At 52.8% G+C, this 13,171-nt stretch carries 12 protein-coding genes; all 12 read left to right on the top strand.

Features of this window, described 5'->3' with window-relative positions; all coding sequences use genetic code 11:
• The first annotated feature begins 170 nt into the window (after window positions 1–170).
• The 12 genes from KJA68_RS03675 (at window position 171) to trpA (ending at window position 13,077) form a co-directional block, all read left to right on the top strand.
• Window positions 171–1,961: an ABCB family ABC transporter ATP-binding protein/permease gene (locus tag KJA68_RS03675; RefSeq protein WP_213035583.1), complete on the top strand. Its 1,791-nt coding sequence runs from the start codon at window positions 171–173 to the stop codon at window positions 1,959–1,961.
• 241 nt (window positions 1,962–2,202) lie between these two features.
• Entirely contained in the window at window positions 2,203–3,606 is a 1,404-nt protein-coding gene (gene leuC, locus KJA68_RS03670) for a 3-isopropylmalate dehydratase large subunit (protein ID WP_213035582.1), read from the top strand.
• 29 nt (window positions 3,607–3,635) lie between these two features.
• The gene (locus tag KJA68_RS03665; protein ID WP_213035581.1) at window positions 3,636–3,767 is read left to right on the top strand and encodes an entericidin A/B family lipoprotein; all 132 of its coding nucleotides are present in this window, start codon (window positions 3,636–3,638) and stop codon (window positions 3,765–3,767) included.
• Window positions 3,768–3,769: 2 nt separating this feature from the next.
• Window positions 3,770–4,408, top strand: a complete 639-nt coding sequence (gene leuD, locus KJA68_RS03660; RefSeq protein ID WP_213035580.1) for a 3-isopropylmalate dehydratase small subunit — start codon at window positions 3,770–3,772, stop codon at window positions 4,406–4,408.
• Between the two features lie 39 nt (window positions 4,409–4,447).
• Window positions 4,448–5,533 (top strand): 3-isopropylmalate dehydrogenase, encoded by a 1,086-nt coding sequence (gene leuB / locus KJA68_RS03655; protein ID WP_213035579.1) that lies wholly within the window; start codon window positions 4,448–4,450, stop codon window positions 5,531–5,533.
• A 280-nt stretch (window positions 5,534–5,813) separates the two neighbouring features.
• The gene (locus tag KJA68_RS03650; protein ID WP_213035578.1) at window positions 5,814–6,839 is read left to right on the top strand and encodes an aspartate-semialdehyde dehydrogenase; all 1,026 of its coding nucleotides are present in this window, start codon (window positions 5,814–5,816) and stop codon (window positions 6,837–6,839) included.
• 76 nt (window positions 6,840–6,915) lie between these two features.
• The gene (locus KJA68_RS03645; protein WP_213035577.1) at window positions 6,916–9,051 is read left to right on the top strand and encodes a type IV pilus assembly protein FimV; all 2,136 of its coding nucleotides are present in this window, start codon (window positions 6,916–6,918) and stop codon (window positions 9,049–9,051) included.
• Window positions 9,052–9,228: 177 nt separating this feature from the next.
• The gene (locus KJA68_RS03640) at window positions 9,229–9,417 is read left to right on the top strand and encodes a hypothetical protein (protein ID WP_213035576.1); all 189 of its coding nucleotides are present in this window, start codon (window positions 9,229–9,231) and stop codon (window positions 9,415–9,417) included.
• Complete coding sequence (gene truA / locus KJA68_RS03635) at window positions 9,414–10,178, top strand: tRNA pseudouridine(38-40) synthase TruA (RefSeq protein WP_213035575.1); 765 nt, start codon at window positions 9,414–9,416, stop codon at window positions 10,176–10,178. The genes KJA68_RS03640 and truA overlap by 4 nt, the downstream gene beginning before the upstream one ends.
• A gap of 262 nt (window positions 10,179–10,440) precedes the next feature.
• The gene (locus KJA68_RS03630; protein WP_213035574.1) at window positions 10,441–11,070 is read left to right on the top strand and encodes a phosphoribosylanthranilate isomerase; all 630 of its coding nucleotides are present in this window, start codon (window positions 10,441–10,443) and stop codon (window positions 11,068–11,070) included.
• The gene (gene trpB, locus KJA68_RS03625; RefSeq protein WP_420887624.1) at window positions 11,051–12,247 is read left to right on the top strand and encodes a tryptophan synthase subunit beta; all 1,197 of its coding nucleotides are present in this window, start codon (window positions 11,051–11,053) and stop codon (window positions 12,245–12,247) included. The genes KJA68_RS03630 and trpB overlap by 20 nt, the downstream gene beginning before the upstream one ends.
• A gap of 29 nt (window positions 12,248–12,276) precedes the next feature.
• A complete protein-coding gene (gene trpA / locus KJA68_RS03620) occupies window positions 12,277–13,077 on the top strand; it encodes a tryptophan synthase subunit alpha (RefSeq protein WP_213035572.1) in 801 nt (266 codons plus the stop codon).
• The last annotated feature ends 94 nt before the right edge of the window (window positions 13,078–13,171 follow it).

Raw genomic sequence — 13,171 nt, 5'->3', positions numbered from 1 at the left:
AATTATTACAGAATGATTGCAGCTAAAATTTAGAACCGCACTCACTGTTTTTTTGATAACAGAATTTAGGAGGCAACAGGTTCCTGTCTTGAGATTGCCTGTTCGAATACATAAAACCTGCATTGCGTCACGCGACTATAATAACCAATTCCTTTTTCTTCATTTTACGAATGCGTTCCCTTTCTTCTTCATCCAGAGCCGGAGTCCGTGGTGACTGGAATATTGTCCGTGCGCTGATTCCCTATCTGCTGGAATTCAAGGGCCGGGTCGTACTTGCGATGCTTCTACTGGTGCTGGCCAAGCTTGCAAATGTGACCGTGCCATTGGTGCTAAAAGAAATCGTGGATGCCCTCGGCCAGCCCATGGCCATGCTATCCGTTCCTGTGTTACTTGTGATTGGGTATGGTTTGTTGCGCTTTTTCAGCACATTGTTCGGCGAATTGCGCGATGCAGTTTTTGCCAAGGTCACGCAGCGCGTGATACGGCGCGTGGCACTCAAGCTTTTTGTTCACCTGCATAGTCTAAGTCTGCGCTTTCATCTGGAGCGGCAGACCGGCGGTGTATCGCGGGATATAGAACGCGGAACGAAAGGGATCAGTTTTCTGTTGAATTTCATGTTGTTCAGCATCCTGCCGACGTTGCTGGAAATTGGTCTGGTTACCGGAATTCTGGTGTACAGATACAACCCGTGGTATGCGGTCATCACCTTTATCACCCTTGTAGTGTACATTGTATTTACCCTGTTCATAACCGAATGGCGCATGATATTCCGCCGTACGATGAATGATATGGACTCCAAGGCGAATACGCGGGCCATCGATAGTCTGCTGAATTATGAAACGGTTAAATACTTCAGTAACGAAGCGTATGAAGCACGGCGTTACGATGAGCATATGAGTAAATGGGAGGTTTCTGCAGTGCGGAATCAGACTTCTCTGGCTGCGTTGAATTCCGGGCAGAGCGCAATTATAGCCATCGGCATGACAGCACTGATGCTGCTTGCATCCAGCGGAGTGGCAAAGGGCGAGCTGACTGTGGGTGACCTTGTACTAATTAATGTCTTTATGCTGCAGCTATATATGCCGCTTCATTTTCTGGGTTTTGTCTATCGCGAGATCAAGCATTCCCTGGTGGATATGGAAAAGATGTTCCGTCTGCTGGATGAAAATCGTGAAATAGAAGATGCGCCAGGTGCAGTACCACTCAAGATTGATCAGGCGGTCATCCATTTTGAGCAGGTATGTTTTTCCTATGAAGCAAAACGGCAGATCCTGCGAGATGTTACCTTCGATATTCCCGCCGGGCATACGGTTGCCGTGGTAGGATCGAGCGGGGCAGGGAAGTCCACGCTGTCCCGGTTGCTGTTTCGTTTTTATGATGTCAATTCAGGGCGTATCCTGATTGGCGATCAGGATATCCGCGGAGTCACGCAGTCGAGTCTGCGCGCCGCAATAGGTATTGTTCCTCAGGATACGGTATTGTTTAATGACAGCATTTATTACAATATTGCCTATGGTCGTCCGGATGCGACCCGAGAAGATGTCCTGGATGCTGCACGTTCAGCACATATAGATGGTTTTATCCAGTCGCTACCGGATGGTTATGACACCATAGTCGGTGAGCGTGGTTTGAAGCTGTCCGGTGGAGAAAAGCAGCGCGTGGCGATTGCCCGTGCCATACTCAAAAATCCTCCCATACTGATTTTTGACGAGGCGACCTCGGCACTGGATTCAAAATCCGAAAAGGCAATCCAGGATCAATTACGCAATGTGGCGCATGAGCGCACTACATTGGTGATCGCCCATCGCCTGTCAACCATTGTGGATGCGCATCAGATACTGGTGATGAGCGAAGGACGCATCGTTGAGCGTGGCACGCATCGGGATTTGTTGAAAATGCAAGGAATGTATGCCCAGATGTGGGCGTTGCAGCAGCAGGAGGAAGAAGAGGGGAGCTCTTAGTGTGCTGGCTGAACTGATTTGTGGATGCTTTGCTGGGCAACTGTGGAATGTTCCACCCGGGTCTTTGGATCAATCTGAAGGGTGCACACTTCCACTCGCGGACGGCAGATCTTGAGTGGTCTGCCAATTCTGTATGCTTTAAAGGGCAGTTTTTGCGGCGAACATTCTACCGGATAAGCCGGTGCATGGCGGACATCCTGCATGCTGTGGCATAATTGCAAGTTCTGATATGGAAATGAGCATGAGCATACAAACCCTTTACGACAAGTTGTGGAATAGCCATGTGGTTCGGGAAGAGGCAGATGGAACCGCGTTGGTTTACATTGACCGCCATCTGGTGCATGAAGTGACCAGCCCACAGGCATTTGAGGGTTTGCGGCTGGCTGGGCGCAAGCCCTGGCGTACCGGTTCCATACTGGCCGTTGCGGATCATAATGTGCCAACTACCGACCGCACACAGGGGATTGCCGATCCGGTTTCACGTCTGCAGGTGGATACCCTGGACAGCAATTGCGATGAACTGGGTATTACCGAATTCAAAATGGCAGATACGCGCCAGGGGATCGTTCATGTCGTTGGACCGGAACAGGGAGCAACCTTGCCGGGTATGACCGTGGTTTGTGGTGATTCGCATACTAGCACTCACGGTGCGTTTGCAGCGCTGGCTTTCGGTATTGGCACATCCGAGGTCGAACATGTGATGGCGACCCAGTGCCTGTTGATGAAAAAATCCCGATCCATGCTGGTTCTGGTTGAAGGCGTGCTTGGAAAAGGAGTTACGGCAAAGGATCTGGTGCTAGTGGTGATTGGTAAAATCGGTACCGCGGGAGGAACCGGTTATGCAATGGAATTTGCCGGCAGTGCGATTCGGGCGCTGTCCATGGAAGGAAGGATGACGGTATGCAACATGGCCATTGAGGCAGGCGCACGTGCCGGCATGATTGCAGTGGATGACACCACGATCCAGTATCTCAAGGACCGTCCATTCGCTCCAAAAGGCGCATTATGGGAACAGGCAGTTGATTACTGGAAGACTCTGCGCAGCGATGAAGGGGCACAATTTGACAAGGTGGTGCGCTTCGATGCAGCGGAGATTAAACCGCAGGTAACCTGGGGCACTTCGCCGGAAATGGTTGTGCCGGTGGATGGCTCTGTGCCTGATCCGGAGAAAGAGAGCGATCCGGTAAGGCGTAGCAGCATTGAGCACTCCTTGAAATATATGGGCTTGCAGCCGAATACGCCCATTACGCAGATTCAGGTGGATAAGGTGTTTATCGGATCCTGCACGAATGCACGCATCGAAGATCTGCGCGCTGCAGCAGGAATATTGCGTGGAAAGCACGTGGCTCCAACTGTGAAGCTGGCGATGGCAGTACCTGGTTCCGGACTGGTCAAGCAGCAGGCCGAGCGCGAGGGTCTGGACAAGGTATTCATGGATGCAGGTTTCGAGTGGCGTGAACCTGGATGCTCGATGTGCCTTGCGATGAACGCAGACAAACTGGAGCCGGGTGAACGATGCGCCTCGACCTCCAACCGTAATTTTGAAGGACGACAGGGGCCAGCCAGCAGGACACATCTGGTGAGCCCGGAAATGGCGGCGGCTGCAGCGGTTGCTGGCCACTTCGTGGATGTAGGTAAACTTTAAGTTTTTCTGAATCCAAGACGAGGAAAAAAATGGCAAAAATAGTATGGGTGCTGGCCCTGGGAATGCTGACTGCAGGATGTAATACCGTGGAAGGGTTTGGCAAGGATGTGAATACGCTTGGAAGCAAGATTGAGAAAACCGCGAAAGATGTTAAAAAATAATAATGAATAAATTTATCCGTGTGGATGGCCTGACTGTGCCCCTTGACCGTGCCAATGTGGATACGGATGCCATTATTCCCAAACAATTTTTGAAATCGATCAAGCGAACCGGTTTTGGTCCGAATCTGTTTGATGAATGGCGATACCTTGACCATGGAGAGCCGGGAATGGACAACTCCATCCGGCCGTTGAATCCGGAATTCGTGTTGAACCAGCCCCGTTATCAAGGCGGACAGATATTGCTTGCAAGAGAGAACTTTGGCTGCGGTTCATCGCGGGAGCATGCTCCGTGGGCCCTGGTGGATTATGGTTTCCGTGCCATCATTGCCCCAAGTTTTGCCGATATTTTCTTTAATAATTGTTTTAAAAATGGTTTATTGCCGGTTGTGCTGGATGCCGTGTCTGTGGATGACCTGTTCCATGCGGTGTCCGCTACCTCAGGTTATCGTCTTGTTATTGATCTGGAGCAGCAAAGTATCACTACTCCGGGCGGGAAGCGATATAGCTTCGAGGTGGATCCTTTCCGTAAAAACTGCCTGCTGAATGGCCTGGACGATATCGGGCTGACATTGCAGCATGTTCAGGAGATCAAAGACTATGAGGCAAGACGGAGACTCGAAGCTCCATGGCTGTTTAACTGATATCAATTGATTGCGCGAAACAGAAGGAAAGCTGAGTTCATGAAAATTGCCATATTGCCGGGGGACGGTATCGGACCTGAAATCATTGCGCAGGCTGTAAAGGTGCTAAAAGTATTTCAAGGGGAGGGGCAGCCGCTCGAACTTGAATATGCCCCCATCGGGGGAGCAGGCTATGACGCATCAGGTGATCCGCTGCCGGAAGATACACTGAGACTGGCACAACAGTCGGATGCGGTTCTTCTCGGAGCCGTAGGAGGGTATCAATATGACTCCCTTCCACGTTCGCTGCGTCCGGAGCAAGGGCTGCTTCGCATCCGCAAGGGATTAAACCTTTTTGCCAATCTACGTCCGGCGCTGTTGTACCCGGAACTGGCAAGCGCTTCTACGCTGCGTCCGGAAGTGGTTTCCGGGCTTGACATCATGATCCTGCGTGAGTTGACGGGGGATATTTATTTTGGTCAGCCGCGAGGCATACGTATACTGGATAGCGGTGAGCGGCAAGGTTTTGATACCATGACTTATACTGAATCCGAAATCCGGCGTGTGGCGCATGTTGGCTTCCAGATAGCATTGAAGCGTGCCGGCGCCAGTGGGACTGGAAAGTTGTGTTCGGTGGACAAGGCCAATGTGCTGGATACCAGCATGTTTTGGCGCGAGGTGGTTACAGAAGTGGCCAAGGAGTATCCGTCCGTCGAGTTGTCCCATATGTATGTGGACAACGCTGCGATGCAGCTGGTGCGTGCGCCCAGGCAGTTTGACGTGATTCTGACGGGTAATATTTTTGGGGACATCCTTTCGGACGAGGCTTCCATGTTAACGGGCTCAATTGGTATGTTGCCGTCCGCTTCCCTGGATGCATCCAATAAGGGATTGTATGAGCCCTGCCATGGTTCTGCACCGGATATCGCAGGGAAAGATCTGGCGAATCCGCTTGCGACAATTTTGTCGCTCGCAATGATGATGCGCTATACGTTTTCTTGTGAAGATATCGCGCAACGCATTGAGACGGCTGTGCGAAAAACCCTCCAGCTTGGGTTGCGCACTGCAGATATTGCCGAACCCGGGATGGATAGAATCGGTACGAATGCAATGGGCGATGCAGTGGTTGCGGCAATAGCAAACTGATGTGCCGGGGGAACCCAGCTTTTCGTGGATCTGCAGGCTTCCCCTTCTGGAGGCTGTGCGGCTATCATTTTCTGGCGGAGGGAACGAATGGATGTCGGATTCGCCATGCGAACCACAGGTTTCCCGGATGTATAGGTAGCCTGGAAAAAACACAACGTTAAAACCAGCAATCGTCAGGAGAGTAACTGTTTCTGGCATGAATCTGGATAAACCGCATATTGAATGCCGGCAGCAGTAAATGCTCGGTCTGGCCGGGGTGATTAATTAAGAGGGTGGAAGCATGAGCAAGAAGAAATACAATGTTGCAATATTGGGTGCGACAGGTGCCGTCGGTGAGGCAATGTTATCAATTCTGGAGCAGCGCAATTTTCCGGTCGACAAGGTTTTTCCGCTGGCTTCCAGCCGCTCTGCAGGGACTACCGTGAATTTCCGGAATCAGGAGATTACTGTCCTGGATGTGGAAGGTTTTGATTTTTCGCAGGTTCAAATCGGGTTATTCTCTGCAGGCGCCAGTGTATCCGAAAAATATGCACCGGTTGCTGCGGCTGCAGGATGCGTGGTAATCGATAATACCTCACAATTCCGTTATGAGGATGATATCCCGCTTGTGGTGCCAGAAGTCAATGCCCATGCAATCGGACAATACAGAAACCGCGGTATTATTGCTAACCCGAATTGCTCCACCATTCAGATGCTGGTCGCGTTGAAACCTATTCATGACGCTGTAGGCATAGAGCGCATTAATGTTGCGACGTATCAGGCTGTCTCTGGAACCGGAAAGGAGGCCATTGAAGAACTGGCGGAGCAGACTCGCGCCCTGTTCAATCATCAGGATGTCAGGACGGACGTTTATCCAAAGCGCATTGCATTCAATGTGCTTCCGCAAATTGACGTGTTTCTGGAGAACGGCTATACCAAAGAAGAAATGAAGATGGTGTGGGAAACCCGCAAGATCATGGAAAACGACACCATTATGGTGAATCCTACTGCAGTAAGGGTACCGGTGTTCTATGGTCATTCAGAGGCGGTACACATAGAAACATGCAGGAAAATTACCGCCGGGGAGGCTCGCGCCTTGCTTGAGCAAGCGCCGGGAGTGGAGGTAATGGATGAGCAGGAGCCGGGTGGTTATCCTACAGCTGTTGATGCAGCTGGGCAGGATGCCACTTTTGTCGGGCGTATCCGCGAGGATATTTCGCACCCCCGAGGCCTGGATCTGTGGGTGGTGAGCGATAATGTGCGCAAGGGCGCTGCGTTGAACAGCGTGCAGATTGCCGAAATTTTGATTGAAAGATACCTGGACTGAGCTTCTGGCTTGCAACGGCTGAGTCAAGATGATATTTTAAATCAATCAATACTAATTTTTCAGTAGGGGTGTCAGCATGCTTAAATCGACAGTCCAAGCATTGTGTCTGGCTATGGGTCTTGTTTTTTCCGGTATGGCCTGTGCGATTAGCATGGGGGACATTGAGGTGGCGAACTCGATGGGAGAACCCTTGAATGCGTCCATTGGGTTGGTAGCAACCCCTGAAGATGGAATGGGCACTTTTTCCGCACGTCTTGCCTCCCCCGAAGTGTTCAAGGATGCAGGCCTGGAATATCCTGCAAAACTACCACCGCTGAGTTTCAGGATTGAAACCAATGCAAAAGGCGAACCCTATATCCGGATTACATCCGAGCAACCGGTCAACGAGTCATTCGTTGATCTGCTTGTTGAATTAAGCTGGCCTTCCGGAAGGTTGCTGCGTGAGTATATTTTTTTGCTTGATCCGCCAGGTCAGGGTTCGGCGGATCTCCAGTCTGAGGAAGTGAAGCCGTTTACCCCTGTTACTGTCGGTATGCCCGGTTCTGATTTTAAAAAAAGCACCAGGGCAAGTAATTCGGAGCGGCACGCTTCCAGCCTGACGGCTGAGGAAACGGATGGAGAAACATCTTTCGATTCGCCAGATCAGGGTTCGGCGGATATCCAGTCTGATGAAGCAAAGCCGTTTGCTCTCATTATTGCCGATAAGCCCGGTTCTGATGATATCCACAGTACAAAGACCGGCGATTCGGGGCGGCTTGCTCCCGGTCGGGTGGCAGAAGAAACGGAAGATGAGAAACTTTCGGCCAGGGAGTCGGATGAAAGCAAGGATATGGTGTACGGCAGTATCCAGGTCAATCGCGGCGATACCCTGATCAAGCTTGCGCAGAAGACCAAGCCGGCAGGGATCAGTCTGGAGCGGGCGCTGGTCGCACTTTACCGCGCCAATGCAGATGCTTTTCGTGGCAACATGAATCGACTGAAGGCAGGCAAGGTCCTGTATATGCCGGTTCAGTCTGATCTGGATGGTTTGTCGCAGGCAGAAGCGGTTAAAGAATTACGTTCGCAGACCGAAGATTGGCGTGCTTATCGGCAAAGGCTTGCGACAGCCAGCGGGATTCCGGCAGGGGAACCGGCATCCGGGGAAGCATCCGGAAAGATTGGCACTTCGGTTACCGACGATGCGTCCCAATCCCGGGAAACCGGGAAGGATGTGGTCAGGTTATCAAGGGGTGAGGCGCCCGGAGATCAAACCTCGCCTGGCAATCATTCAGAATCCATGCAGAGCAAGATGAATGCCGTGGAAGAAGAAACAATCGCCAGGAACAAGGCGATCGATGAAAGCAACCAACGAGTTGCTGCACTGGAAAAAAACATTGAAGACCTGCAGCGTCTGACCGACCTGAAGGGTCAATCGCCTGCAACTTCCGGGGAATCTTCCCAGAGTCTAGGCGGAAGTTCGGCGGAATCCAATCCGGACGAGGCACAAACGGGAACGATGCAGGAAGTTCCGGTTTCAGCCCCGGATGCGGCAGCTGTCACTGCGGTTGGGGGTGCATCCCTTGATGAGCCAGCCGAACCGGCTCCTGAACCACAAACTGCAGTCAAACAGCGCTCTTTTCTTGACGTGATTCTCGGTGATCCACTTTACATGGCGGGGGGGGCGGCTGCACTGTTTGGCCTTGCGGGGCTTGGCTATATCCTGACTCGACGCGACAAGGAGGAGGTGGCTGTTATTAAAACTGGTAGAAAAGCTGATCACCAGGTCGATCCTTTCGGCCAGATGGTTCAGCCTGTATCCGCTGCCCCAGATACAGCTGCATCCCCGGGAGGTGGCGTTGCTCAGCAGCCCAGCGGGCTGGGTAAGGACGAGGTAGGCGACTTTGATCCGATTAGTGGGGCTGACCTGCTACTGAGTTTTGGTCATGAAGATCAGGCGGAAACAATTTTGAAGGAGGGGTTGAGCAAGAACCCGGGCAACCCCCGTATTTATCTCAAGTTACTGTCTCTCTATGCCAATCGGCAGGACGCGCTTGCATTCAATTCCATCGCACGGCAGTTAAAGGGACTGGGGGACGCAAGTGCATGGGAGCAGGCAACCGTGATGGGCATCCAGTTGGAGCCGGATAACCCGATGTATGCTGACAAGGCAGGGGAGGTGGCAAAGGAATCTACTGGGTCGGATCTCCCTGCCGATGTTCCACCTAAGGTATAGTCCTGGCAGTTCTGGTGTGAATCTGCTAACGCCTGAAACGGCCCTGCAATGACCGGATGAAACGATCGGTGGCATGATGCAACCCTGCGTGAGCTTTGGTTCAGGAAAATGCGGTGCTGACAAACCGGATGAAATTTGTTCAGCCCCTGCCTTTGTTTGTCTATCTGTCTGGTTGCCATGTTTCACCGGCTGTGCCGAGTGACGCTTCCGATGCTGTTCTTCCATGTTTATGTGATCCCGGATGAAGCGCTGTGGGCCTTTCCCAGGCAATACAGACCTGGTCATGGATGGTTGACCTGTGATCTGTTGCGGTCGCCCTGGCTGTTATTCGCGCTGGCGGTTCTGTACGGACTGGTGCTGCTGTGAGAATTGCACTTGGGGTCGAATACGATGGTAGCAGGTATTTCGGCTGGCAAACCCAGGCAGGGGGATGTACGGTGCAGGATGTATTGCAACTGGCCATAAGCGGGGTGGCCAATGAACCGGTTTCCGTCGTCGCTGCCGGCCGCACCGATACCGGCGTACACGCCATGGAGCAGGTGGTGCATTTCAATAGCGATGCACAGCGTCCCCTGTCTGCCTGGGTGCGTGGAGTAAACGCTTTGCTGCCGGATCATGTTGCGGTGCTGTGGGCCCATCTTGTTCCGGAAGAATTTCATGCCCGTTTTTCTGCCCAGGCACGCAGTTATCGTTATTTGCTTGTCAACCGGCAGGCTCGGGTCGCGCTGCATGCGGGAAAATCTGGCTGGTTTCATGCCCCGCTGGATCTGGAAAAAATGCGTGAGGCTGCGCAATATCTATTAGGGGAGCAGGATTTCAGCGCCTTGCGCGCCGCAGAATGTCAGGCAAAATCTCCCGTCAGGAACCTGACGCAACTGGATATTGACAGGAAAGGGGATTTGTTCATTTTTGATCTCAGTGCGAATGCGTTCCTGCATCATATGGTGCGCAATATCGTTGGCTGTCTGGTGTATGTCGGCAAGGGAAAATATCCCCCCGGGTGGTTGCGCGACGTGCTGAAAAGCCAGGATCGTGGTCTTGCCGCACCTACCTTTGCGCCAGATGGATTGTATCTGCGGAGGGTGCTTTACGACGCAAAGTGGAACCTTCCGCAAATCGAACCTTGAAATCCGGCTCCTTCCATGCAATTCCGGATTGGAGCATGAGGCAGGTTTTTGGTTCAGGGAAAGGCCGATACCCGGTAAATTAATCCGGTAAATGCCGGGAAATCTAGTCTGTTTCGGCAGAAGATGCATGCCCAGCCAGGATTTTTGTATTTTTACATATTATCAGGGAATATCTTTGGCTTGCGCTACAGAGCCGCGCTTGTAATCCGGAGCGCATGGATGCATTACAATACGATATTTTCTAACAGTATCCCAGCCTTTCATGACCCGGATAAAAATTTGCGGCATTACTCGCGTGGAGGATGTTCTGGCGGCTGCGCATGGCGGCGCGGATGCGATCGGGCTGGTATTTTATGATAAAAGTCCGCGCAATGTGGAGCGGAAGCAGGCCGCGCTGCTGGCAGCAGCGATCCCGCCCTTTGTGACGCTGGTTGGCCTGTTTGTCAATGCCAGCGCTGAGAATGTGCGGGAAACGCTGCGGCAGGTTCCGCTGGATGTGCTGCAGTTTCATGGAGAGGAGGAACCGGATTTCTGCAGGCAGTTTGGGCGCCCCTATTTAAAAGCACTGCGGGTCAAAAACGGGTTGAATTTGGTACAATGCGCAGCACGCTATCAGGATGCGCAAGGATTGCTGCTGGATGCTTATATCGAGGGTACCCATGGCGGCACCGGAATTGCATTTGACTGGTCATTGATACCGCAAGGTCTGCCGCATCCGGTGGTTCTGTCCGGTGGACTGCATGCCGGCAATGTGGCGGATGCAATCATGCAGGTGCGCCCCTGGGCGGTGGACGTTTCCAGTGGTGTGGAATCTGCTAAAGGAATTAAGGATGCCGCGAAAATCGCAGCATTCATTATGGAGATCAAGAAAATTGGCTTACAACTATCCTGACAGCACAGGTCATTTTGGCCCTTATGGCGGCATTTATGTTGCCGAAACACTGATGGGCGCGCTGGAGGAGTTGCGTCTCGCCTATGAGCACTATTCTGCCGATCCGGTCTTTCAGGCCGAGTTTGCCCATGAGCTCAGGCATTATGTCGGTCGTCCCAGCCCGGTTTACCATGCCCGTCACTGGTCTCAACGGCTCAAGGGTGCGCAGATTTACCTGAAGCGCGAAGACCTCAACCATACCGGTGCGCACAAGGTGAATAACACGGTTGGACAGGCGCTGCTGGCAAAGCGCATGGGCAAGCCGCGGGTTATCGCAGAGACCGGTGCGGGACAGCACGGTGTCGCGACAGCTACGGTGGCTGCACGATACGGCATGGAATGTGTGGTGTACATGGGCGCGGAAGATGTCAAGCGCCAGGCCATGAATGTATATCGCATGAAACTTCTGGGCGCTACCGTGGTGCCGGTGGAGAGCGGTTCCAAAACCCTCAAGGATGCCTTGAACGAAGCAATGCGCGACTGGGTAACCAACATTGAAAACACTTTTTATATCATTGGCACGGTTGCGGGGCCGCATCCCTATCCGATGATGGTACGTGACTTTAATTCGGTGGTGGGAAAAGAATGCGTGGTGCAAATGCCGGAACTGGCAGGACGCCAGCCGGATGCAGTCATCGCCTGTGTCGGGGGGGGATCGAATGCAATGGGAATTTTCCATTCCTATATTGGGGTGCAGGGGGTGCAGCTCATCGGCGTGGAAGCCGCAGGTAGCGGTATTGCCAGCGGGCATCATGCTGCGGCATTGACTGCAGGCAGGCCGGGCGTTCTCCACGGCAACCGTACCTATCTGCTGCAGGATGGAAACGGCCAGATTATCGAGACGCACTCCATTTCCGCCGGACTGGATTATCCCGGGGTCGGCCCCGAGCATGCATGGCTCAAGGACAGCGGACGGGCGCAATATGTGGCCGTTGAGGATGCAGAGGCGCTGCAGGCTTTTCATGATTTGTGCCATTATGAAGGTATCATTCCTGCGCTGGAATCCAGCCATGCCCTGGCTTATGCGGCCAAGATCGCACCCACCATGACCCCGGATCAGATCCTGCTGGTGAATTTATCCGGGCGCGGGGACAAGGATATGGCGACGGTGGCGCGGGTTTCCGGTATTGAATTGTAATTGTTGAACCATTTCATGACAGGTATTTTATGTCTCGCATTCAGACTACTTTTGAAAAACTGAAACAGCACGGCCGCAAGGCGCTGATTCCTTTTATTACAGCGGGAGATCCCAATCCTGAAATTACGGTTCCGCTGATGCATGCGTTGACAGAGGCAGGGGCAGATATTATCGAGGTTGGTGTGCCTTTTTCCGACCCGATGGCGGATGGGCCGACGATTCAGCGTGCTTCGGAGCGGGCGCTCAGGCATGGCGTAGCATTGCATGATGTGCTCGACATGGTGGAGAAATTCCGAACCACGGATGCACATACCCCGATCGTGCTCATGGGTTATGGCAATCCTGTCGAGACCATGGGCTGGGAAACTTTTGCAGCCCGTTGTGCACAGGCTGGTGTGGATGGGGTGCTCACGGTAGATTTCCCGCCCGAAGAAAGCCATGAGGCGTTCGGTCATCTGCACCGTCATGGAGTGGATCCAATTTTTCTGCTTGCGCCCACTACAGATGATGACCGTATTGCCCAGGTAGCCAGGCTGGCGCGTGGCTATGTGTACTATGTTTCGCTCAAGGGCGTGACTGGCGCCGGGCACCTGGACCTTTCCGCCGTGGAACAAAAAATACCGCATTTACGCGAATACGTCGGGTTGCCTATCGGTGTGGGCTTTGGAATCCGTGACGCCGATGCCGCTCGCGCTGTCTCCCGGTTATGCGATGGCGTGGTCGTCGGCAGTCGTATCGTGCAGGAAATTGAGAACTCGGGCGAAGACTCCGTGATTCTTAATGTTGCAAAGGTGGTCAGGGAATTGCGCCACGCAATCGATCATGCCTAGCAGGCCGCGGCCATGCTGTTGTAATCATTTTTCATATATTCAAGAACTTTGTGCAGACCTGTGCATTCGTTCAGCAATGCGGTTCGGTTCGCGG

The sequence above is a fragment of the Candidatus Nitrotoga fabula genome, assembly GCF_905221025.1.
Classification (GTDB): domain Bacteria; phylum Pseudomonadota; class Gammaproteobacteria; order Burkholderiales; family Gallionellaceae; genus Nitrotoga; species Nitrotoga fabula.
The sequence above is the reverse complement of the archived record's forward strand: the minus strand, read 5'-3'. Positions and strand labels throughout refer to the sequence as shown.